The following is a 23,423-nucleotide window of genomic DNA, read 5'->3' as shown; positions in this document are numbered from 1 at the left end:
GGGTTGCTCCGCACGACACACACGAGCATCTATCGACGGAGAGTGGGCGATCGGCTGTGTCGAGCCATCTGACCGGAACGGACGAGACCGCGGGCGAATTCGGGGCGAACGAGTGGCTCGTCGACGAGCTCTACGAGCAGTTCGTCGCGGACAAGGAGTCGGTCGACAAGTCCTGGTGGCCGGTCCTCGAGAGCTACCACCGCACGCAGGTCGGTGGCGCTGCGGCCCCGGCCCAGTCCCCGGCGCAGCCGGCACCGGCCCAGCAGCAGTCGTCGACGCAGCAGCCCGCCACCGGTGACGCTCCGGGCGAGGCCAAGTCCGGTCCGATCCAGGCGAAGACCACCTCGCGCCAGCCGGCACCGCAGCCGATCCCGGCCGAGGCGAACGACGCCGCGGACGACCACGAGGAGACCCACGAGGACGTGGCGACCCCGCTCCGGGGCATGGCGAAGACCCTGGCGTCGAACATGGACGCCTCGCTGACGGTCCCGACCGCCACGAGCGTCCGCACCATCCCGGCGAAGCTGATGATCGACAACCGCATCGTCATCAACAACCACCTGCGGCGGGCCCGCGGCGGCAAGATCTCCTTCACGCACCTGATCGGGTGGGCGATGGTGCAGGCGCTCAAGGACTTCCCGAGCCAGAACGTCTTCTACGAAGAGCGCGACGGCAAGCCGTTCGTCGTCGCCCCGGCACACGTGAACCTCGGCATCGCGATCGACGTCCCCAAGAAGGACGGCACCCGCTCGCTCCTGGTGCCGAGCATCAAGCGGGCCGAGTCCCTGACGTTCGGCCAGTTCCTCTCCGCCTACGAGGACCTCGTCAAGCGCGCCCGTGACAACAAGCTCACCCCGGCGGACTTCCAGGGCACGACGATCTCGCTCACCAACCCGGGCGGCATCGGCACCGTGCACTCGGTCCCCCGTCTGACGAAGGGGCAGGGTTCGATCATCGGCGCCGGTGCCCTGGAGTACCCGGCGCAGTTCCAGGGATCGGCGTCGAAGACCCTGGTCGAGCTCGGCATCGGCAAGACCATCACCCTGACGAGCACCTACGACCACCGTGTCATCCAGGGCGCCGGTTCGGGCGAGTACCTCAAGCACGTGCACGAGCGCCTGATCGGTGAGCACGGCTTCTACGACGGCATCTTCGCCGCGCTCCGGATCCCGTACAAGCCGATCCAGTGGGCGAACGACATCAACGTCGACCTGGCGCACCGGGTGAACAAGACCGCGCGCGTGCAGGAGCTCATCAACAGCTTCCGCGTCCGTGGGCACCTGATGGCCGACATCGACCCGCTCGAGTACCGCCAGCGCACCCACCCCGACCTCGAGATCGAGAGCCACGGGCTCACCTTCTGGGACCTCGACCGCGAGTTCGTCACCGGCGGGCTCGCCGGCACCACCTCGGCACCGCTCCGCGACGTCCTCGGGATCCTGCGCGACGCGTACTGCCGCACGGTCGGCATCGAGTACATGCACATCCAGGACCCGGAACAGCGTCGCTGGGTGCAGGAGCGCATCGAGGTGCCGTACTCGAAGCCGTCGAAGGAAGAGCAGCTCCGCGTCCTCGGCAAGCTCAACGAGGCCGAGGCGTTCGAGACCTTCCTGCAGACCAAGTACGTCGGCCAGAAGCGCTTCTCGCTCGAGGGCGGCGAGTCCACCATCGCCTTCCTCGACACCCTGATCCAGCACGCCGCCGGAGCCGGACTGGCCGAGGTCGCGATCGGCATGGCCCACCGTGGCCGCCTGAACGTGCTGACGAACATCGCCGGCAAGACCTACGGACAGATCTTCCGTGAGTTCGAGGGCTCGTCGCTGCCGGGCACGGTGTCCGGTCAGGGCTCCGGCGACGTGAAGTACCACGTCGGCACCGAGGGCGTGTTCCGCACGTCCGACGGCTCGAGCATCCCGGTGACGATCGCCGCGAACCCGTCCCACCTCGAGGCCGTCGACGGCGTGCTCGAGGGCATCGTCCGCGCCAAGCAGGACCGCGAGGCCCCCGGCAGCTTCGGCGTGCTCCCCGTGCTCGTGCACGGCGACGCGGCGATGGCGGGCCAGGGCGTGGTCGTCGAGACACTGCAGATGTCGCAGCTCCGCGGCTACCGCACCGGTGGCACGGTCCACCTCGTCATCAACAACCAGGTCGGGTTCACCACCCCGCCCGAGTCCGCGCGCAGCTCGGTGTACTCCACCGACGTCGCGAAGACGATCCAGGCGCCGATCTTCCACGTGAACGGTGACGACCCCGAGGCCGTCGCCCGTGTCGCCGAGCTCGCCTTCGCGTACCGCGAGGAGTTCCACCGCGACGTCGTGATCGACCTGATCTGCTACCGCCGTCGCGGCCACAACGAGGGCGACGACCCCTCGATGACACAGCCGCTGATGTACAACCTCATCGAGGCGAAGCGCTCCGTCCGCACGCTGTACACCGAGGCCCTCGTCGGCCGTGGTGACATCACGCAAGAGGAGTACGACGAAGCGCACCGCGACTTCCAGGACCGCCTGGAACGGGCCTTCGCCGAGACGCACGAGGCGCAGACCGGCACCATCCCGGTGATCGAGGTCGACGACGACGGTGCGGTGCAGGGCCTCGAACGCCCGGCAGCGCAGCGCGACGACTCCGAGGTCGAGGTGCACGAGACCGCCGTGTCCGACGAACTCGTCCGGGCGATCGGCGACGCACACAGCAACCCGCCCGCCGGGTTCTCCATCCACCCGAAGCTGCAGCAGCTGCTGACCAAGCGCACCGAGATGACGCGCAACGGCGGCATCGACTGGGCGATGGCCGAGCTCATGGCGATCGGGTCGATCCTGGTCGAGGGCAAGCCGGTCCGCCTCGCCGGACAGGACGCCCGCCGTGGCACCTTCGTCCAGCGCCAGTCGGTCTTCCACGACCGGGTGAACGGCCAGGAGTGGCTGCCGCTGTCGAACCTCACCGAGGACCAGGCCCGGTTCTACGTGTACGACTCGCTGCTGAGCGAGTACGCGGCGATGGCCTTCGAGTACGGCTACTCGGTGGAACGCCCCGAGTCCCTCGTGCTCTGGGAAGCGCAGTTCGGTGACTTCGCGAACGGCGCCCAGATCGTCATCGACGAGTTCATCTCGTCCGCCGAGCAGAAGTGGGGACAGCGCTCCGGCCTCGTCCTGCTGCTGCCGCACGGGTACGAGGGCCAGGGGCCGGACCACTCGTCTGCGCGCATCGAGCGATACCTGCAGCTGTGCGCCGAGGACAACATGATCGTCGCACGACCGTCGACCCCGGCGTCGTACTTCCACCTGCTCCGCCGACAGGCCTGGGCCCGTCCGCAGAAGCCGCTCATCGTGTTCTCGCCGAAGGCGATGCTCCGGCTCCGTCAGGCGACGAGCGCGGTCGAGGACTTCACGACGGGCACGTTCGAGCCCGTGCTGGACGACCACCGGATCACCGACAAGGGTGCCGTCCGCCGGGTCGTGCTGCACTCCGGCAAGGTGCACCACGACCTGCGCGCCGAGGTCGACAAGCGCGGGATCACCGACGTCGCGCTCGTCCGCCTCGAGCAGCTCGCGCCGCTCCCCCTCGACCGCATCCTCGAGGTGCTGGCCGGCTACCCGGACGCCGACGTCGTGTGGGCACAGGAGGAGCCGGAGAACCAGGGCGCCTGGCCGTTCGTCTGCATGAACCTGTCGCCGCACCTGGGCGGCCGACCGTTGTCCGTCGCGGCCCGCTCGGCGAGTGCAGCACCGGCCACCGGGTCGTCGAAGCGCTCCGCACAAGAGGCCGCGGACGTCATCGACACGGCACTGAGCACGTCGGCGTAACCACGAGGAAGCGCCCCGTGTGGGAGCCCGATGGACTCCCGCACGGGGCGCTTCGCTGTTCCCGAGGAGTGCGACGCCCCTAGGCGAACTTGGTGTACCGGACTCCGGCGTCGTGGTACCCGCGCTTCTGGTAGAACCGGTGCGCGTTGTCCGTCGCTGCCGCACTGACCGCGCTGAGGCGACGCGCGCCCTGCTCGACGGCCCACGCTTCGAACGTGTCGATGAGTGCGGAACCGGTGCCGAGCCTCCGGGCTGTGTCGTCGACGACCAGCAGCAGCAGCTGCGCCGTCGGTTCGTCGCTGGCGTACGCCCACGTGACCTGGGCCCCGGCCACGGCGGCCACACGGCCGTCGTCCCCCCGGACGACCCAGGTGCGGTGCCCGGCCTCGGGCGTGAGCCGTTCGAGGCGGGCGCGCATCGACGCGTCGTCGACGTCGTGACCGAGCAGGCGGACGAGGGCGGCGACGTCGGCGACGTCCGTGTCAGACCAGGCGGTGGTCGACTCGACGGTGAGGGTCATGTCGGCCAACCTACCCGGGCCGCCGGTCGTGTTGCGACGGGCTTCCATAACAACTGATATTCATATACTCTGCTGTCATATCACCCGCCGGGTGATCCCGACCGACAGGACAGCCATGCACATCACCTCCCGCCACGGCCGCACCGCAGCCTGGATCGCGTTCCCGCTCGCCGTCGTCGCCAGCGGTGCCCTCATCGCCACGGCCTCGTACGCCGCCTTCTCGAGCAGCACCGACAACGCCGCGAACAGCTGGCGCACCGGCGCCGTCTCGCTCACCGACGACGACCAGGGCGTCGCGATGTTCGACGCCGACGACCTGGTGCCCGGGTCCAGCGGCTCGAACTGCATCACCGTCACGGCGAACACCACCAACGCCTCGACCGTGAAGCTCTTCACCACCGACCAGGCCGACGACGACGCACTCGCCGAGCACGTCGGACTGACCGTCGAGCGCGGCAGCCTCGGCACCCCCGGAGACTGCAGCACCTTCACCACGGCGACGACCGTGCACGACGGGACGCTCGCCGGCCTGATGGAGTCCGAGTCCTTCGGCACCGGTGTCGACGCGTGGCAGCCCGCGACGGGCACGGCGAGCACGACCTACCGCTTCAGCTACGACCTGGCTGCGGGCGCACCGAACACCGTGCAGTCGTCCGAGGCGGGCACCACGTTCGTGTGGGAAGCGCAGACCGACTGACCCCGTCCCGAACCCGACCCGCCCGACCCGCCCGACCCGAGGAGCAGCCGATGCCGAACGCCACCACCCGCCGTCACGTCCGCTGCGCCGGCGACGTGCCCCGGCTGCTCCTCGCGGTCACAGCACGCACGGTCCTCTGGTCGGCCCTGCTGCTCGCGCTGTGGGCGTCGCTCCCCGCGGCCCTCGGGTGGCACGTGACGACCGTCGTCTCCGACTCGATGGCGCCCGGCATCCGGACCGGGGACGTCGTCGCCGCGATGCCCGTCGACCCGGACGACCTCGAGGCCGGACGGGTGCTGCTCGTCGAGGACCCGGACCACCGGGACCGACTCCGGCTGCACCGGCTCGAGCGCGTCGAACAGGACGGGGCCCTGCGCCTGCGAGGGGACGCCAACCCGACGGCCGACCGGACTGCCGTCGCCCCGGACGCCGTCCTCGGTGTCGGCGTCCTGCGCTTCCCGTGGGTCGGGCTGCCCGGTGTCTGGATCCGCGGGGGCGACTGGACCTCCCTGTTGCTGACCGGTGTCGTCGCCGCCGTGCTCGTCGTCGCCGGGCGGGCCGACCGGGACATCACCGCCGGTCACCCCTGCCGGACCTGCGGCGCGCCGCGCCGGGACGTCCACTCGCCGGTCGTCGCGGAGCCCGGCACCGTCACCATCACCGCCGTGTCGTCGTCCACCGTGCCGGTCGCGGCGTTCACGGCGGCTGCCATCGTCCTCACCCTGCTCGCCGCAGCAGGAGCGGGAACCGGGTTCGGGGCCGGAGCCGGGTTCAGCGGTTCGACCGGCACCGCCTCGGCACTCGGCACCGGCGGGTTCGGGTGCTTCCACCAGCCCGCACCCGGCGCGGCACTCGCGTGGGACTTCGCCGAGAAGAGCGGCCCCCGGGTCGTGGACTCGAGCGGGTCCGGGGCCGACGGCACCTTCACGCCCGCCGCTGCCCGGGTCGACGCCGACTGCGCCACGAACCCGTACGCGACGTTCTGGACCGAGGACGGGGCCGAAGGGTGGGCGGTCACCGACACCGCGGTCGACGCTCCGAACGCCTTCACGATCGAGGTCTGGTTCTGCACCCAGGACACCGACGGCGGGCGCGTGTTCGGCTTCGGCTCGGACCGCTCTGCGGCGTCCCAGTACCGCGACCGGCACCTGTACATCGGTGCCGACGGAGTCCTGCGGTTCGGCGTCGAGGGATCAGGGTCGCAGTTCAAGTTCACGCTGGGATCGACGGCGACGGTCACCGACGGCGAATGGCACCACGCGGTCGCGACGTTCCAGTCACGATCGATGGCGCTCTGGGTCGACGGCCAGCTGCAGGGCAGTCGTTCCGACGCCGTCACCCTGCGGCAGTACGCCGGACACTGGCGCGCCGGACGCCAGACGCTGGCCGGTTGGCCGAACGCCGGTGACTACGTCTACACCGGCGACGTGGACACGGTCCGGGTGCACGAGCGCGTCCTCGACGCAGCGGCGATCACCCGTGCGTTCCAGGCCGGCCGCTGACGCCGGACCGGGCCGAGGCGAACGCCGATGCCTGACCGGTCCGGGCGCCACCCGAGCCGGGCGTGCGCCCGGCCCGTGACGTCAGTGCGTCGACTGTTCCTGCCGGATGCGCTCGAGGATCTCGCTGCGCAGCTGGTCCGGAGCGGTCTCCTTGCACGCACGGCGGACGGTCTCCATGAGCACGACGCCGACGCGGTGCTCGGTCTGGCAGTCCTCGCACCCGTCCATGTGCTCGCGGATGTCCGCAGCGTCCTCGTGGCGGAGCTCGTCGTGCAGGAACTCCTCGAGTTCGGCCTTCGCCTTCGAGCAGTCGCAGCCGCTCATCGTGCGTCCTTCCGTCCGGTGCGACCCGTGGCCGCGGTTGCCTTCGTCGTCGACGCCGCGCCCCGGCCTCGTCCGCGCATCGTCGCCGTCGACGCTGCGTCCGGGACGATGCCGGTCTCGCGGGCGTGGTCTGCCAGGAGCCCACGGAGGAGCCGGCGACCACGGTGGAGGCGGCTCATGACCGTCCCCACGGGGGTCTTCATGATGTCGGCGATCTCCTGGTACGAGAAGCCTTCGACATCGGCGAAGTAGACGGCCATCCGGAAGTCCTCGGGGATGGCCTGCAGGGCGTCCTTCACGGCGGAGGACGGCAGGTGGTCGATCGCGTCGGCCTCGGCGGACCGGGCGGAGATCGACTGGGTGACGCTCTCGGCGCCGCCGAGCTGCCAGTCCTCGAGCTCGTCGATGGTGCCCTGGTACGGGTTCCGCTGGTTCTTGCGGTACGTGTTGATGAACGTGTTCGTGAGGATCCGGTACAGCCAGGCCTTCAGGTTCGTGCCCTGCTTGAACTGGCGGAACGCGGCGAACGCCTTGACGAAGGTCTCCTGCACCAGGTCCGACGCGTCGGCCGGGTTGCGGGTCATCCGCATGGCCGCGCCGTAGAGCTGGTCCATGAAGGGCAGGGCCTGGTCCTCGAACAGGGACCGCAGCTCCGCCTCGGAGACGGTCTTCGCGTCCACGGGCTCGTCGGCTGCGTCGTCGAGGGCGGTCTGCTCGTCTTCGACGGCGTCGAGCTGCACCTCGGTCTCGTCGACCGGGTGGTGCGGAGCTGCCTGCGGTTCGTCGGTCGTCATCGCCGCCAAGTCTAGGCCGAGCGTGCCGAGCGTCGTCGGCACCGCGGTCAGCACGGTCGCCGTGCTGGTCCGCTCTCGTGCGAGTGTTGCTGTCGCCACTGATCCTCCCGGTGCGTTCAGTACCCTGGTGAACCGATGGCAGACACGACGCATTCCCACAGCGGGGCCCAGCCCGCCGACCCCTGGATCGCCCCGGTCGCAGGGGGTCCGCTGCGCGGTGACGTCGCGCTGCCCGGGTCGAAGTCGCTGACGAACCGGGAGCTCGTGCTCGCGGCCCTCGCGGACGGCCCCTCGACGATCCGGCTCCCGCTGCACTCCCGCGACTCGGCGCTGATGATCGCGGGCCTCCGTGCGCTCGGCGTCGGCATCGAGGAGCTCGAGCCGGCGGCCGGCACCGCCCCGAACCCCTACGGTCCGGACCTCCGGATCACGCCCGCCCCGATGCACGGCGACGTCCGCCTGGACTGCGGGCTGGCCGGCACCGTGATGCGCTTCCTGCCACCGCTCGCCGCCCTGGCCGTCGGGCCCGTCACGGTCGACGGCGACCCCTACGCCCGCAAGCGGCCGATGCACGCGATCGTGCAGGGACTCGTGGACCTCGGTGTCGACGTCACGGACGACGGCGGCGGCTCGATGCCGTTCTCGTTCACCGGCACCGGCTCGGTCCGCGGTGGTGCCCTGACGATCGACGCGTCGGCGTCCTCGCAGTTCGTCTCCGGCCTGCTGCTGTCGGCGCCCCGCTTCGACGAGGGCCTGCACCTCACCCACGTCGGCGAACGCCTGCCGAGCATGCCGCACATCGAGATGACCGTCGCGGCGCTCCGTGCCCGCGGCGTCCGGGTCGACGAGCCGTCGGTCGGCGAGTGGGTCGTGCACCCCGGTCCGATCGGCGCGCGTGACGTCACGATCGAGCCCGACCTGTCGAACGCCGCGCCGTTCGCGGTCGCCGCGCTCGTCGCCGGCGGCACGGTCCGCATCCGCACCTGGCCCACCGAGACGACCCAGGTCGGTGCCGACCTCGAGACGCTCCTGCCCCTGTGGGGGGCGAGCGTGGCCCGTGACGGTGACGACCTGGTCGTCGACGGCGGCGTCGGGATCCGGGGTGGGGCCTCCTTGCCGGGTCTCGAACTCGACCTGAGCCGCGGCGGCGAACTCGCACCGGCGCTCGTCGCGCTGGCCGCGCTGGCGGACGGCCCGAGCGAGATCACCGGGATCGGCCACCTGCGGGGGCACGAGACGGACCGCCTGGCCGCGCTGGCGGCGGACCTCAACCGGTCTGGAGGCGCGGTGCACGAACTCGACGACGGCCTGCGGATCGAGCCGGCGCCGCTCCACGGCAGCGCCTGGGGCGCGTACGACGACCACCGGATGGCGACCGCGGGGGCGATCGTGGGCCTCGTCGTCGACGGCGTCGCCGTCGACGACATCGGGTCGACCGCGAAGACGCTGCCGCAGTTCCCGGAGCTGTGGGCCGCGCTCGTGGCGTCCTCGGTGTCCGCTGCACCGGCGAGTGGGGACTGACGCATGAGCTGGTGGGACGACGTCGACGGTGACGACTCCGACGCGGACGAGCCGTACGGGCAGTACGACGAGTCGAGCGTCCGGGTGCGTCCGAACCCGAAGGGCAACCGGCCGCGCACGAAGACCCGGCCGACGTACGACGACGCCCCAGTCGGGTGGGTGACGAACGTCGACCGCGGGCGGTTCGGCGTGCTGATCGACGACCACGTCATCACCGCGACGAAGGCCCGGGAGCTCGGCAAGAAGTCCGTCGTCACGGGCGACCACGTGTCGCTCGTCGGGGACGTCTCGGGCGACCCCGGCTCGCTGGCACGCATCGTGAAGGTCGCCGAACGCACCACACTGCTGCGACGGAGTGCCGACGACTCCGACGAGGTCGAGCGCGTCATCGTGGCGAACGCCGACCAGATGCTCATCGTGGTGGCCGCCGCCGACCCCGAGCCGCGCACCCGCCTGATCGACCGGTACCTGGTGGCCGCGTTCGACGCGGGGCTCGACCCGATCCTCTGCATCACCAAGACCGACCTCGCCGACCCGGCTGCGTTCCTGGCGCACTTCGCGTGCCTGGATCTGCGGATCGTGACGAGCCGATCGGACGACGTCCCGTTCGAGGCGCTGCACGAGCTCCTCGACGACAAGGTGACCGTGACCGTCGGGCACTCCGGCGTCGGCAAGTCGACCCTGGTGAACGCCCTGACCGGGTCGACGCGGGCGATCGGCGTCGTGAACTCCGTGACCGGCCGGGGGCGGCACACGTCCTCGTCGTCGATCGCGCTGCGGGTCCGTGACGGTGGCTGGATCATCGACACCCCGGGCGTGCGGTCGTTCGGCCTGGGGCACGTCGACCCCGCGAACGTGTTCCGGGCGTTCGCCTCGCACGCGATCCCGGTGCTGCCCGCGCGGGACGGCATCCCGTTGGCGCAGGCGCACGACTGGGAGATCGTCGACCGGGTGCAGGACGGGGAGCTCGGGCCGACCGGTGTCGAGCGGCTCGACTCGTTCCGGGCGCTGCTGACCGGGATGGGCGCGTCGGACCCCGGTTCGGAGTAGCGCGAGGGGCGGTGGCTGGTCGGCGCTCGGCGGCGGCCGGTCGGCGCTCGGCGGTTGGTCGGCGGCTGGTCGGCGCTCGGCGGCTGGTCGGCGCTCGGCGCTGGTCGGCGGCTGGTCACGACACCCCGCGGAGTGTACTTCGAGCGGTCACGAACTGTCGGCTGGCGGCGCGGCATCCGACAGTTCGTGACCGCCCGAGCGCCGGCGCGCGGTGAGTCGTGACCACTCAGCCCGCGCCCGCCCCGTCGCACCGCGCAGACCTCGCACCGTGCGAGGGGCTCTGAACGGTGCAAGGTCGTGCGCTCCGTGCGGGCTCGCGGCCTCGCACGGAGCGGGCAACCTCGCACGGGACGACGACTCGGCTCCGGGCCTGCGTCGACAAGCACGCACCAGCGTTGTACAGTTGGCGATCGTGTCTGAAGTTGCAAAGTACAACTTTGCGCCGACCCCCGCTGTCGACGCCCCGTCCCCGAGCACGACGACGACGTCGCACGCGCACCACTCCCCCACGCACAAGTCCTCGCGAGCCCCGAAGCCGCAGGGCTCCGACAGCGTCCTGCGCCCGGCCGGCCTCGGTCGCGTGCTGCTGACGTTCGCCTCGCACATCCTCGTGCCGCTGTTCCTGGCCGCGGGCATGGGCCTGGCGTACCTCGGCGCCTTCCACGCGCCGGCGCCGCACGAACTCCCCGTCGGCATCGTCGGCCAGGGCGCCGCCACCCAGGTGTTCGCCCAGACCGTGACCGACCAGTCCGACGGCGCACTCGTGGCCCACGTCGTCGCCTCGACGAAGGCCGCCGAGCAGCAGGTGCGCGACCGCGACCTCGCGGCGGTCTACGCACCCACCGCGACCGGTGCCACGCTCTTCGTCTCGACCGCCGCGTCGGAGACGACCGCGAGCGCCGCACAGAAGGTGTTCCTGCCGATCGCCTACGACCAGCGCGTGCCGTTCCGGGTCGTCGACGTCGTACCCACGGGCGACCAGGACACCACCGGCCAGGGGCTGTTCTTCCTGCTCGTGGCCCTGAGCGTCGGCGGGTACGCGTCCGCGATCGCCGTGGCCTCGGTCGCGACGAAGCTCCGTACCGTGTGGACCGCGGTCATCGGCCTGGCCACCGCCGGGGTCGTCGCGGGGATCGGTGTGGTCGTCGCCGGCCCGGTCTACGGCGTCATCACCACGCACCACTGGCAGGTGTTCCTGTTCGCCTGGCTCTACGACGCGATCATCGTCGCGCTCGGCGTCGGGCTGCACCCCGTGCTCGGACGGTGGACCACCCCGATCCTCACGATGCTGTTCGTGATGCTGAACTTCACGTCCTCCGGCGGGATCTTCCAGCCGGCGTTCCAGCCGGGGTTCTTCGCCGCGCTGCACACCTTCTGGAGCGGCGCGGCGTGGTTGCAGGCCGCACAGGACCTGCAGTACTTCCCGGATGCGTCGCTCGGCCGGCCGTCCCTCGTGCTCGCCCTCTGGCTGGCGGCGGCGCTCCTGCTCTGTGCCGTCGTGCACGGGCTCGTCGCACGCCGGACCCGCATCGCCCGCGAACGCGAGGTCACCCGGCTCGAGGAAGAAGAGGTCGTCGCCGCGTAGCGACGGTAGGTTGGGCGACGTGGACCTCAGCGCCGACCTGGACTTCGCCCGCTCCCTCGCCGACACCGCCGACGCGATCAGCCTCGAGCGCTTCCGTGCCGCCGACCTGCACGTGACGAAGAAGGCCGACAGCACGCACGTCACCGACGCCGACCAGGCGGTCGAACGGGCCCTGCGCGAGCGGCTCGCCGCCGAGCGACCGGACGACGCGTTCCTCGGTGAGGAGACCACGGCCGACACCGGAGCCGAGGCCGTCAGCGAAGGGCACCGGCAGTGGGTGGTCGACCCGATCGACGGCACCGCCAACTACCTGCGTGGCGTGCCGGTGTGGGCGACCCTGATCGCGCTCGCGGTCGACGGTCGCCCGGTGCTCGGCGTCGTCAGCGCTCCGGCCCTCGGCAAGCGCTGGTGGGCGGCCGAGGGTTCCGGTGCGTTCTCGTTGGACGGACCGCTCCGGGTGTCCGGGGTCGCCGACCTGGCCGACGCCAGCCTGAGCTACAACAGCATCCAGCAGTGGGACGACGACGACCGCCTCGAGCCGCTCGTCGACCTGTCCCGCCGGGTCTGGCGCACCCGGGCCTACGGCGACATGTGGTCGTACATGATGGTGGCCGAGGGCGTCCTCGACGTCGCCGGCGAACCGGACCTGAAGCCGTGGGACATCGCCGCCCTCGTCCCCATCGTCGAGGAGGCCGGCGGTCGCTTCACCTCGCTCGACGGCGATCCCGGGCCCTGGCACGGCAGCGCCCTCGCCACGAACGGCCTGGTGCACGACGCCGTCGTCGAGGTCATCCGCCGCGAGTCCTAGGACGGCGGCCGAGCGGATCGGCCGCCCTCGAGCGGATCGGCCGCCCTCGAGCGGATCGGCCGCCGTCGAGCGGATCAGCCGCGGTCGGCGGGCTCCGCAGCCGCGTCGGAGCGCTCGGACTCCCCCTCGGACCGCCGCGCCGCCCGGCGACGCGCCACCAGGTCCGCACCCGCCAGCACCAACGCCAGCGCCATCAGCGACACCGTGAACGTCGTGCCGCTGCGGAACGCGTCGTGGTACGCGTCGAGCCGGCTGCCCGGACCGGACCCGCCGGACCCCGACCCCGCCGTCTGGCTCCGGACGATGCCGTAGAAGATGCTCGTCGCGACCGCGGTACCGATCGCCGTCCCGACCCGCTGCCCGAGCTGCTGCATCGAGCCCGCGACACCGGACTGCTCGACGGGGATCTCGGCCAGGGTCAGCGTCTGGTTCGGTGACACCACGAACCCACCACCGAGACCACCCACCAGGAACGCTCCGGCCATCGCCCACGGGGTGACCTCCGGCGGAGTGGCGACCGCGGCGAGCATGAGCAGCAGGAAGCCGACGACGACCATCCCGAGCCCGGCGACGACCAGCGCCCGCCCGACCCGGTCGACGATCCGTCCGCCGATGTACGAGCCCACGGCACTCGTCGCCGCGAAGGGGATGCTCACCATGCCGGCGAACAGCGGCGAGAGGCCGAGGCCCTCCTGCAGGTAGAGCGTCACCATGAGGAAGGACGCCGGCAGCGCCGCGAAGTAGACGGCGACGATCGACAGCCCGTTGCGGTACGACGACAGTCGGAAGAGCTCGAAGTGCACCACGGGCGACTTGCCCTGCCGCTTGAACCGCTGTTCCCAGAGCACGAACAGCACGAGGAACACCGCGAAGCCGACCAGCCAGAACCAGCGCGTCGCGGAACCACCACCGCCGCTGGTCAGCACGAAGGGCAGCATCAGGGTGACGATGGCCGCACCGAGCAGCAGGATGCCGACGACGTCCAGTTCGCGGTCCTGCGCCGTCCCCTGAGCCCCCTTCGGCAGCAGGCGGATGGCGAAGACGAGCGCGGCGATGCCGAGGGGCACGTTCATCCAGAACAGCAGCCGCCAGCCGGACTCCTCGCCGCCGATCGCGATGAGGCCGCCACCGATGGTCGGGCCGAGTGCGGTGGAGATGCCGATCATCGCGCCGAACAGCCCGAACGCACGGCCCCGCTCCGGCCCGCGGAACAGCTGCTGCACGAGTCCGATGACCTGGGGCATCTGGATGCCGGCGGCGAAGCCCTGCAGGATCCGGGTGACGATCAGGACCTCGATGTTCGGCGCCACGGCGCACAGCAGACTCGATCCGGTGAACGCGCTGAGCCCCACGATGAACATGACCCGTCGGCTCTTCAGGTCGCCGAGCCGACCGGCGGGCACGAGGGCGAGACCGAAGGCCAGCGCGTACCCCGCCACGATGAGCTGGAGCGACGAACTGGTGGCCCCGAGGGACTGCTCGATCGAGGGCAGCCCGACGTTCACCTTCGACAGGTCGAGGATCGTCAGGGCCGCGACCGCCACGCAGACGGCGAAGGCGCGCCACCGGGTGCGGTCGTCGAGGCGGGCGTCGGTCGGTTCGGCGTTGGACATCCCGTCCGTGGTACACCTGCGGCGACGAACACGGTCCGGACAGCCCTGTACCCCGGTTGGCTCCGACGGCCCCGATCGGCCCGTTCGGACACCCCGCAGCGAGCGGACGAGGGGGCCCCTCGTGGCCCCCCGTACTGGGGGCACGGATGTGGACATCCGTCCGCGCGAGTCCGCTCAGCGGGACGAGACCTGAGTTATCGTGCTCCAGACGGCAGGTCACGTGACGCCCTCGGATTCCCTAGATCCGAACGGTGGAACCGACCCGTCGTGTTCGTCCGAAGACCCTAACCCGAGGGGTGATACAGACGATGACATCATCGTTCCCGAGCGGAACCGAGTGCACCCTCACTCGACGACCGCATCCAATCCACGACAGTTCCGGCGCGCGCTCAGTCGCCGCCTCTCGTCCGCGCTCCGCCACGGTCACCCGCCGTGCAGCAGCCCGGTCCGCCGCAGTGCGCCCCGTCGCAGCGACCCCCGTGTTCGCCGACGCCCTCCTCGCAGCATCCGCCTCCGGACCCGGAGGCCGGTGAGTCATGGCACTCACCGGTCGACGTCTCGAGGTCGACCGGATCGCGACCCTCGCAGTGCTCCCACGGGAGTCCGCGATGGTCGTGGTCGGCGACCCTGGTTCCGGACGCAGCAGCGTCCTCGACGCGGTCTCGAACCGCGTTTCCCTGCCCATCGTCCGGGTCGGTGTCAACGGGAGTGAATCCCGCTGGCCACTGGCCGGGGTGACCTCCCTGTTCACCGCGCTGGACGACCCACGAGCGACCGCGCACATCGCCCACCTGCTGCAGGCCGGTGGGACCGCGGCCGCTGTGACGGCCGGACTGGCGGCGGCCCACGACTTCCTCGACGCCGTGCACGCTCTGACCCTGCCGCCGACGCTCGTCCTCATCGACGACCTCGACCGGATGGACACGGAGAGCCAGGAGCTCATCGCGTTCCTCGCCGGACGACTCGCGGGCACCGCCCTGCGCGTCGTGGCGACGGTCCGCTCGGTGCCGTCGGACGGTCCGCTCGCGGCCCTGCCGACCCTGCGCATCGAGCCGCTGCCGTCGGACGAGGCCCTGCTCCTCGCCCGGTCCATGGCACCGGCCGAGGCGAACGACGGCGTCCTCGCCGTCCTCGCCGAGGAGACCGGCGGCAACCCCGGCGCACTCCGCGAACAGCTCGCGGTGCTCACCCGGGAGCAGCTCACCGGTGCCGAGCCGATCGTGCTCCCGCTCCGCCCCACTCCGACCACCGAGGCCATCGCTGCGCTCGCACTCGAGCCGGCCGCAGGACGCGATCTGGACGTCCTCGCGAAGCTCGCCCTGGTGCCCGTCGCGAAGACCACGGCGTGGGACCGGGACGAGCTGGACGACCTGGTCGGGGCCGGTCTCGCGACCGTCCGCGGGCAGAGCGTCACCGTGCGGCATCCACTGGTCCGTTCCGCGCTCTACTGGCGGATGCCCGCCCGTGACCGCCGCGCGGCACACGCCGAGCTGGCCACGGCGAGCGCCGAGACCGACCCGCGGTCGGCCGCGTGGCACCGGAGCTTCGTCGACGACGTCCCCGACGTGGTCGCGCTGCTGCAGGCCGCACGGTCGTACGTCGTGGACGGCGCCGTGCACGCCGCGATCGCGCTGACCGAGCGTGCCCTGCACATCGGTGGCGGGACCGAGGACGAGCACGTCGCGCTCCTCGGGGTCGCGGAGGCCATGCTCGGCAAGCGTCTGCTCGGTTTCGCCGCGCGGTACCTGGCGGCGCTCCGTCCGTTCCGGACGACGCCGAACGAGGTCCGCCGACTGCGTCTGCAGTACTCGGCCGAGTACCTCAGCGGTGACGCCGTGCACGCGGACGAGTTGCTCGTCCCCGTCGACGCGACCGACCCCACCGAGGTGGACGCCGTCGCCGGACTGATGGCCATGGTGGCGTGCTTCCGCGCCGAGGCGTGGGAGCTCGACCAGGCGAAGGACCTGCTGCACCGGATCGAACCGCTCGAGGCGTCGGCGTCCGCGCACACCCTCGAGATCACGACGACCGCGCGCGAGCTCATCGCCGCGGTGGACGGCGTGCTGCCGCCCGACACCGAGCTGCACGACGGGCTCGCGACGTCGGCGCTCGTGGCGATGTCCGACCCGGCCCTGCTGCTCCTCGCCCACGCGCTGAGCATCGGCGAGCGCTACCGGAGCGCGCGACGGGTGTTCGCACTCGTGCTCGCCCGTGGGCAGGAGTCCGCGGCGGTGTGGAACGAGGCGGCCCGGTACCTGACGTCCGAGAACGAGGTGCGCTCCGGCAACTTCCGGCAGGCGCTCCGCGCGATCGACGTCTGGGAGTCCGGCTCGTCCGTCGCCGAGCGGCTGCGTGAGCCGTCCCGGGCGATCGCCGTCGCGTGGCGGCACTTCGCTGAGGGCCGGTCGGCCGAGGCGCTCGACGTGGTGGACCGGTGCCTCGAGCACCGTTCGACGAGTCGGCTCTGGGGTGCGACGGCGAAGCTGCACGCGCTCCGCGGTAAGGTCCTGCTGCTCGACGGTCGGCTCGACGAGGCAGCGACCGCGCTCGAGGCCGCCGACGCGATCGGCCGGTCGCTCCGGAACCCGGCGGTGCTCCGGCACCTCGGTGACCTGGTCGAGGCGTACGTGCGCCTCGGTCGGATCGAGGATGCCCGGACGATCACGGCCCGTCTCGCTGCGGACCACCACGCCCGCCCGGGTCGGTGGGGTGCCCTGGTGCTGGCGCGGAGCCTGGCGCTCGTCGCCGACGACACCACCCGCGAGTCGGCTCGTCGCCGCGCGCTGGAGCTGTTCCAGCCGCACGACTCGCAGTACGAGCGGGCTCGCACGTTCGCGGCGCTGGCTGCGGTCGGCAACCCTGCGGAGCGTCCGCGCCTGGGTGCGGCGGCCGCAGCGGCCTACGAGGCGGCGGGCCTGCGTCGTCCGCTCGTGACCCCGGCGCCGGCTGCGGCGATGCCGCCGTTCGGCACGGGCTCGTCGTCGGTCCGGTCCGCGCCGGTGCTGTCGCCGGCGTTCCCCGGGACGCCGCGCAGCGCGCCGGACGCGTCGGCGGTGCTCACGTCGCTGACCGCCGAGGAGCGCGCGGTGGTGCAGAAGGTCACCGAGGGGTACCGCAACCGTGAGATCGCGTCGTCGCTGTTCATGTCGCAGCGCACGGTGGAACTGCGGCTCACGCAGATCTACCGCAAGGTCGGCGCGCGGTCGCGATCGCACCTGGTCGCGCTCCTCACGTAGGAGACGCCACCACAGGATGAAGGGGAGGCCCGGTACCAGCTGGTACCGGGCCTCCTGTCCGTCTGCGCTCCACGTCTTCACGCAACCGACCTCGCAGGCTCGGTCGGCGCTGGCGCCGCGCGCCGCTGGCGCGTCGCTCCACGCGAAGCGCGCGCGGTTGCGGGAGTCCGCACGCGCCCGCAGGGCGGTGTGCCCCCACGCGCGGGGAACCGCAAGAGCGGCCGACCGGTGTTGCCGTGGGGTCGGCGGCGGGTGAGGCTTCTCCTGCACCGACCGCCGTGCCCCTCCCCCGGGGCCAGCCCGCGGTACCCCCGTCCGGTACCCGAGCCCCTCGGCCCAACGACACCGACGTCCGTCCTCGCCTGATCCGAGGACGGGCGCCGGTTCCCTCGCCCAGGGGACCCGGACGCGCGGCAGACCCGACGGCGGTCGGTGCAGCCCCACCGCCCCGTTCCACCCACCCTCGCTCCCCCGAAGGGACAACCGATGTGCGGCATCATCGCGGCCCGCGTGTCTGACGACGCGACCCCCTACCTGCTCGACGGACTCGAACGACTCGAGTACCGCGGGTACGACTCCGCCGGCATCGCCGTCCGGACGGCCGTCGGCGGCGCCGAGACGATCCGCTCGGTCTCCCGCGTCGGCGACCTGCGCACGCTCGTCGCGGCCCGTTCCGGCGACGCGCTCACCGGCATCGGCATCGGTCACACCCGCTGGGCCACGCACGGTGCGGTGCGTGAGGCGAACGCACACCCGCACGCCGACTGCACCGGCCGGATCTCGATCGTGCACAACGGCATCATCGAGAACGCGGAGCGGCTGCGGCAGACGCTCGAGGCGCAGGGGCACCGGTTCCGGTCCGACGTCGACTCCGAGGTCATCGCCCACCTGGTCGAGCGGGCCCTGACGGTCGACCCAGACCTGATGCTCGCGGTGCAGATCGCGACGGCGCAGCTCGAGGGGTCGTGGGCGATCGTGGTGCTGGACGCCCGGGACGGCCGGATGGTCGTGGCGGCGGACCGTTCCCCGCTGGTCGTCGCCCGCTCCGGCCGCGGTGACTTCGTGGCGAGCGACATCGGTGCGATCGCCGAGTGGTGCGAGACGTTCGTGGCGCTCCGCGACGGCGACGTCGTCGAGCTCGGCGAAGCCTGGACCTGGTCGTCCGACGGCATCACGGTGCCCGTGCCGTTCCCCACGGCGTCCCCGTTCGCCGCGGCCGCGCTCGACCTCGGTGACCACACCGACCACATGGCCAAGGAGATCGGCGAGCAGGCCGACGTCGTCGCGACGATCCTGGACCGGGTGGCCCGGCGCACCGCCGACGGCAGCATGTGGGTGGGCCTCGGTCTGGCCGGCTTCCACCGGCTGGCGATCGTCGCCTGCGGCACGTCGTTGAACGCCGGTCAGGTGATCGCGACGGCACTGCGCGGGATCGGCGGGGTGCCGACCGACATCGTCGTCGCGAGCGAGGCCGACCAGGCCGTGCTCGGTCCTGGCACCCTGGTCGTCGCGATCAGCCAGTCCGGTGAGACGGCCGACGTGCTCCGCGCCCTGGACCGGTTCGAGGACCGCCACCCGGTGCTCGCGCTGACGAACAACATGCACTCCTCGCTGGCCCGACGAGCGGACGCCGTGCTCGACTGCCACGCCGGTCCGGAGATCGGGGTCGCCGCCACGAAGACGTTCACGGCGCAGGTCGTCGTCGGCGTCGCGGCGATGATCGCCGCGATGGTCGCCTCCGGCCGCATCGAGCCGTCGCACGCCCAGGTGCTCGTCGACGAGCTGCTCGACCTGCCCGCCCGGATCGAGCACGCCGCGCGGGTGTCCGCCGAGCGGATGCCGCTGCTGGCGTCGAGCGTCAAGGAGGCGACCGGATTCCTGTTCCTCGGCCGTGGCACCGGGCTGCCGTACGCCGCCGAGGGCGCCCTGAAGCTCAAGGAGCTCAGCTACCGCTGGGCCGAGGCCTACCCCGCCGGTGAACTCAAGCACGGACCGCTCGCCCTGGTGGACGAGGGCACACCGGTGGTCGTCATCGACCACGGCGAACCGAAGATCCGGTCGGCGATCGCCGAGGTCCGGGCCCGCGGTGGTTTCGTCATCACCATCGGCGGCGAGTCGGCGGACATCCCCGCGCTCGGCCGCCGTGGCACCGGTGGCCTGGCCTGGGGCGCGATGACGGCGCCGTGGGGTCCGCTCGAGGCCGTCGTGCCGCTGCAGATGCTCGCCCGTGAACTCGCCCTGCAGCTCGGGTGCGACGTCGACAAACCCCGGAACCTGGCGAAGTCGGTGACGGTCGAGTAGCCGGGCGCCGACGCGTGAACCGCCTGACGGTGTTCCTCGCCGTCCTCACCGCCCTGGCGATCGCCAGCACCGTGGTCCTGGTCACGGTGGTGCTGACGACCGCTGTGCTCCCCTGACGCCGGTCCCGCAGGATCTTCCTGGGCGGGGCTGCGATGCTGGTGGCTTGACCACCGCAGCCCCGCCCCTCGTCTTCGTCGCGCTCCTCGTCGGCGCCGTCCTGCCGTTCGTGCCGTTCGTCGGCCGTGTGGCACGCATCGCCGCCACCATCGCGCACGAGGTCGGACACGCGATCGTCGTCGTGCCGTTCGGCGGACGGATCCAGCGCATCGAACTGCACCCGGACGGCTCCGGCGAGGCCTGGGTCCAACTCGGACGGGTGCCCGGCGGCATCCGGTGGCTCGTCCGCATCCTCAACCTGTACGCCGGCTACAGCGCACCCCTGTGGGCGGGTGTGCTCCTGGTCACCGGGGTGCTGCACGGCTCCCGCTGGCTGCCCGTGGTGGTGCTCGCGGTCATCGGCCTCGTGGCGCTCGCCTTCGTCCGGAACTGGTTCGGCCTGCTCGTCGTGCTCGGCTTCGACGCCCTCGCCCTGTGGGTGGCCGTCCGCCCGTCCGAGGTGACCGTGCTGGTGGTCGCCGCCGTCGGGGCCTTCTTCGTCGTCGACGGCCTGCGGTCGGTGGTGCAGGTCGGTCGCTGGCTGCTCACCGGCGCCCGGGTGCAGACCGACTTCCACATCGCCGCAGCCGAGATGCGGGTGCCGGCGTCGCTGTGGTTCGTGCTGTTCGTCCTCGTCAACGCCGTCGCGGTGTGGCTGGCGCGTGAGCCCCTGCTCCAGGTCTGGGACACCGTCGTCGCCGGGGTCCGCGCGCTCGTCTGAGGGGTGGCGGCCACGTAACCGGGGGCCGCAATCGCCTGTCCGCTCCGAGGGGCTGCGAGGCTACCGCCACACGACCCCCGGAGGTGTCCCATGGCGACCGACGACCACGGCTTCGCGACCGAGCAGGTGCACGGCGGCTTCGTGCCCGACGCCGGGCACGGCGCCCGGGTGCCCGCGATCCACATGTCCTCCGGGTTCCTGTTCGACGACTTCGACCAGGCCCGTGACCGCTTCGCCGACACCGACGACGGCTACACCTACACGCGACTCGGCAACCCCACGAACGCCGACGTCGAGCGTCGCGTGGCGCTGCTCGAACGCGGGGTCCAGGCGATCCTGGTCGGCAGCGGCCAGGCGGCGGCGACCGTGGCGTTCCTCGGTCTGCTGCAGACCGGCGACCACGTCGTCAGCGCCCGGAGCATCTACGAGGGCACCCGCGGACTGCTGCTGCAGAACCTCGGCCGGCTCGGCATCGAGGTCGACTTCGTCACCGACGCCCGCGACCTCGACGCCTGGGCAGCCGCGGTCCGGCCGAACACCAAGGCGTTCTTCGCCGAGACGATCCCCAACCCGAAGAACGACGTCCTCGACATCGCCGGCGTCGCCGAGACCGCGCACCGCGCCGGGGTCCCGCTGATCGTCGACAACACCCTCGCCACGCCGTACCTGGTGCGCCCGGTCGAGCACGGTGCGGACATCGTCGTGCACTCGGCGTCGAAGTTCCTGTCCGGGCACGGTGCCGGACTCGGCGGGGTGGTCGTCGACGGCGGCCGCTTCGACTGGTCCGCCGCCCCCGAGCGCTGGACGCACCTGACCAGCCCCGAACGGTCCCTCGGCGGCGAGAGCTACGTCGAGCGGTACGGCAACCGGGCGTTCGCCGTGTTCGCCCGCGACGTCGTCGCCGCACGCATCGGTCCGGCGCCGTCCCCGTTCAACGCGTTCCTGCTCCGCCAGGGCATCGAGACGCTGTCGCTGCGGGTGGAACGCCACTGCGCGAACGCGCTGGCCGTCGCGTCCTGGCTGGACCAGCAGCCGGAGGTGACGAGCGTCGACCACGCGGGCCTGGCCTCCAGTCCGTTCCACGACCTCGCCCAGCGCTACCTTCCCCGTGGGGCCGGATCCGTCTTCGCCTTCACGCTCGCCGGTGGCGGAGCCGCCGCGCGCGCGTTCATCGACGCCGTGCAGCTGTTCAGCCGGATGACCCACCTGGGCGACGTCCGCTCGCTGATCCTGCACCCGGCGACCACCACCCACGCCGGCCGCACGCCGGAAGAACGCGCCGAGCAGGGCATCGACGACGGCCTGATCCGGCTGTCGGTGGGCATCGAGGACATCGCGGACCTGCTCCGCGACCTGGAACGCGGGTTCGCCGCCGTGCGGTCCGCAGCGACCACCGGCCTGGAGGCACGTGGAGCGTCCGACGCGCACCGCTCGTCGGTCGATGGGCCGGCCCTCGACCGGCAGGAGCGCTGAATGGCCGAGCTGCAGCACTTCGGGTACTTCTTCTCGCGGGGCTTCGGCCCGCAGGCGTGGGGCCGGTCCGACTGGGACTGGGGCCACGACTGGACGAAGCCCGACCTGTACCAGCAGTCCGTCCGGACACTCGAGCAGGCCGGCATGGACCTGGTCATCGCCGAGGACGCCGTCTCGCTCGGGAACCCCGCGACCCTCGACCTGCGCATCCGGCAGGCGTACGGCGGCCCGAAGCACGACCCGCTGCTGCTCGCCCCGTACCTGTTCGCCGCCACCTCGCACATCGGCATCGCGCCGACCGTCAACGCGGGGATCACCCCGCCGTACCTGGCGGCACGGCAGTTCGCGACCCTGGCACACCTGTCCTCGGACCGCCTGGGGATCAACGTCGTCACCGACGTCGGCAGTGCGCGGCACGCCGGCCTGCCGCCGCTGCCCCACGACCAGGCGTACGACCGCGCCGAGGAGTGGATCACGCTGCTTCGCCGGCTCTGGCACTCGTGGGGCGACGGGTACGTCGGGGCGCCGGACTCCTGGCACTTCGCGGACGGGGACGCCCTCGACGCGTTCCACCACGAGGGCGCCCACTTCACCGCCGACGGGCCGCTCAACGCGTTGCCGCTCGCCTCGGACCCGGTCGTCGTCTCCCCCGGCGGCTCCGGTCGTGGGCTCGCGTTCGCCGGGACCCACTCGGACGTGCAGCTCGCGCTCGCGCCGTTGTCGGCCGCCGCGGTGACGGACTACCGAGCACGGGTGATCGCTGCAGCGGAAGCGGCGGGGCGCTCCGCGTCGGACCTGCGGATCCTGTTCGTGCTCAAGCCGGTGATCGTGTCCTCGCCGGAGGAGGCCGACCGCATCGTCGCGGCGTCCGAGCACCCTTCGGACGACGCGCTGCGTGCGGCGGCCATCGCGTGGTCGAGCGACTCCGAGACCGACCTGCTCGCGCTCGACCTGGACGCCCCGGTACCCGACGGGACCTTCGGCGACCACGTCTCGGCCGGCACGATCCGCGGGCTGCTCGGGGACACCCCGGACGCACCGCTGCGGGAGCTGCTCACCCGCAAGGCGCGGCAGGGGCGGATCGCGTCACGCTCGGGGTTCGTGGGGACCGCCGACGAGTTCGCGGACTTCGTCGAGGAGCTCGGCAGCGACGCCGACAACGACGGGATCATCTTCTCGGGTGACCTGCACCCGGCGCAGATCCACCGGATGTTCGGCGACCTGGTGCCCGTGCTCCGGCGCCGCGGGCTGCTGCGACGGGACTACGGCGCCGGAGGGATCCGGGCGAACCTGTTCGACTTCTAGCGGGAGCGGCCGCG

The 23,423-nt window shown here is 72.0% G+C and carries 16 protein-coding genes; 12 read left to right on the top strand and 4 right to left on the bottom strand.

Annotation, left to right across the window (positions count from 1 at the left end; all coding sequences use genetic code 11):
• The first annotated feature begins 56 nt into the window (after positions 1–56).
• Complete coding sequence (locus BIU95_RS06030) at positions 57–3,803, top strand: multifunctional oxoglutarate decarboxylase/oxoglutarate dehydrogenase thiamine pyrophosphate-binding subunit/dihydrolipoyllysine-residue succinyltransferase subunit (protein WP_175470728.1); 3,747 nt, start codon at positions 57–59, stop codon at positions 3,801–3,803.
• Positions 3,804–3,882: 79 nt separating this feature from the next.
• On the opposite strand, the gene BIU95_RS06025 is transcribed toward BIU95_RS06030, so the two are convergent.
• Positions 3,883–4,323, bottom strand: a complete 441-nt coding sequence (locus BIU95_RS06025) for a GNAT family N-acetyltransferase (protein WP_042539621.1) — start codon at positions 4,321–4,323, stop codon at positions 3,883–3,885.
• A 115-nt stretch (positions 4,324–4,438) separates the two neighbouring features.
• On the opposite strand from BIU95_RS06025, the gene BIU95_RS06020 reads away from it, so the two are divergent.
• Positions 4,439–5,020, top strand: a complete 582-nt coding sequence (locus BIU95_RS06020) for a hypothetical protein (protein ID WP_071250929.1) — start codon at positions 4,439–4,441, stop codon at positions 5,018–5,020.
• Positions 5,021–5,070: 50 nt separating this feature from the next.
• Positions 5,071–6,522 (top strand): LamG-like jellyroll fold domain-containing protein, encoded by a 1,452-nt coding sequence (locus tag BIU95_RS06015; RefSeq protein ID WP_071250927.1) that lies wholly within the window; start codon positions 5,071–5,073, stop codon positions 6,520–6,522.
• A gap of 81 nt (positions 6,523–6,603) precedes the next feature.
• Here the strand turns inward: BIU95_RS06015 and BIU95_RS06010 are convergent, their stop codons facing one another.
• Together BIU95_RS06010 and BIU95_RS06005 are read right to left on the bottom strand one after the other, a co-directional pair.
• Complete coding sequence (locus BIU95_RS06010; RefSeq protein WP_017888199.1) at positions 6,604–6,846, bottom strand: zf-HC2 domain-containing protein; 243 nt, start codon at positions 6,844–6,846, stop codon at positions 6,604–6,606.
• Entirely contained in the window at positions 6,843–7,640 is a 798-nt protein-coding gene (locus BIU95_RS06005) for a sigma-70 family RNA polymerase sigma factor (RefSeq protein WP_056069154.1), read from the bottom strand. Before BIU95_RS06005 ends, BIU95_RS06010 begins: the two co-directional genes overlap by 4 nt.
• Positions 7,641–7,775: 135 nt before the next feature.
• On the opposite strand from BIU95_RS06005, the gene aroA reads away from it, so the two are divergent.
• The 4 genes from aroA to hisN all read left to right on the top strand — a co-directional run bounded on the left by aroA (position 7,776) and on the right by hisN (position 12,604).
• Positions 7,776–9,161 carry a 3-phosphoshikimate 1-carboxyvinyltransferase gene (gene aroA, locus BIU95_RS06000; RefSeq protein WP_071250925.1) on the top strand — a complete coding sequence of 462 codons (1,386 nt, stop codon included), beginning with the start codon at positions 7,776–7,778 and terminating at the stop codon, positions 9,159–9,161.
• Between the two features lie 3 nt (positions 9,162–9,164).
• Entirely contained in the window at positions 9,165–10,211 is a 1,047-nt protein-coding gene (rsgA, locus tag BIU95_RS05995; protein WP_071250923.1) for a ribosome small subunit-dependent GTPase A, read from the top strand.
• Positions 10,212–10,623: 412 nt separating this feature from the next.
• The gene (locus BIU95_RS19050) at positions 10,624–11,796 is read left to right on the top strand and encodes a hypothetical protein (RefSeq protein WP_254783281.1); all 1,173 of its coding nucleotides are present in this window, start codon (positions 10,624–10,626) and stop codon (positions 11,794–11,796) included.
• Positions 11,797–11,815: 19 nt separating this feature from the next.
• On the top strand, positions 11,816–12,604 hold the full coding sequence (hisN, locus tag BIU95_RS05985) for a histidinol-phosphatase (protein WP_017888204.1): 789 nt from the start codon (positions 11,816–11,818) through the stop codon (positions 12,602–12,604).
• A 74-nt stretch (positions 12,605–12,678) separates the two neighbouring features.
• Here hisN and BIU95_RS05980 read toward each other — a convergent pair whose 3' ends face one another.
• Positions 12,679–14,217 (bottom strand): MFS transporter, encoded by a 1,539-nt coding sequence (locus BIU95_RS05980; RefSeq protein ID WP_042539629.1) that lies wholly within the window; start codon positions 14,215–14,217, stop codon positions 12,679–12,681.
• A 536-nt stretch (positions 14,218–14,753) separates the two neighbouring features.
• Here BIU95_RS05980 and BIU95_RS05975 point away from each other — a divergent pair.
• From BIU95_RS05975 to BIU95_RS05955, 5 genes are all read left to right on the top strand, one after another.
• A complete protein-coding gene (locus tag BIU95_RS05975; RefSeq protein ID WP_017888206.1) occupies positions 14,754–17,453 on the top strand; it encodes a LuxR family transcriptional regulator in 2,700 nt (899 codons plus the stop codon).
• Between the two features lie 486 nt (positions 17,454–17,939).
• A complete protein-coding gene (gene glmS, locus BIU95_RS05970) occupies positions 17,940–19,754 on the top strand; it encodes a glutamine--fructose-6-phosphate transaminase (isomerizing) (protein ID WP_017888207.1) in 1,815 nt (604 codons plus the stop codon).
• 163 nt (positions 19,755–19,917) lie between these two features.
• Positions 19,918–20,631 carry a M50 family metallopeptidase gene (locus BIU95_RS05965; RefSeq protein WP_017888209.1) on the top strand — a complete coding sequence of 238 codons (714 nt, stop codon included), beginning with the start codon at positions 19,918–19,920 and terminating at the stop codon, positions 20,629–20,631.
• Positions 20,632–20,721: 90 nt separating this feature from the next.
• On the top strand, positions 20,722–22,104 hold the full coding sequence (locus BIU95_RS05960) for an O-acetylhomoserine aminocarboxypropyltransferase/cysteine synthase family protein (RefSeq protein ID WP_071250921.1): 1,383 nt from the start codon (positions 20,722–20,724) through the stop codon (positions 22,102–22,104).
• Positions 22,105–23,409, top strand: a complete 1,305-nt coding sequence (locus BIU95_RS05955; RefSeq protein WP_071250919.1) for an LLM class flavin-dependent oxidoreductase — start codon at positions 22,105–22,107, stop codon at positions 23,407–23,409.
• Positions 23,410–23,423 lie beyond the last annotated feature (14 nt).

The organism is Curtobacterium sp. MCBA15_007, from assembly GCF_001864905.1.
Lineage (GTDB): Bacteria > Actinomycetota > Actinomycetes > Actinomycetales > Microbacteriaceae > Curtobacterium > Curtobacterium poinsettiae.
The sequence above is the reverse complement of the archived record's forward strand: the minus strand, read 5'-3'. Positions and strand labels throughout refer to the sequence as shown.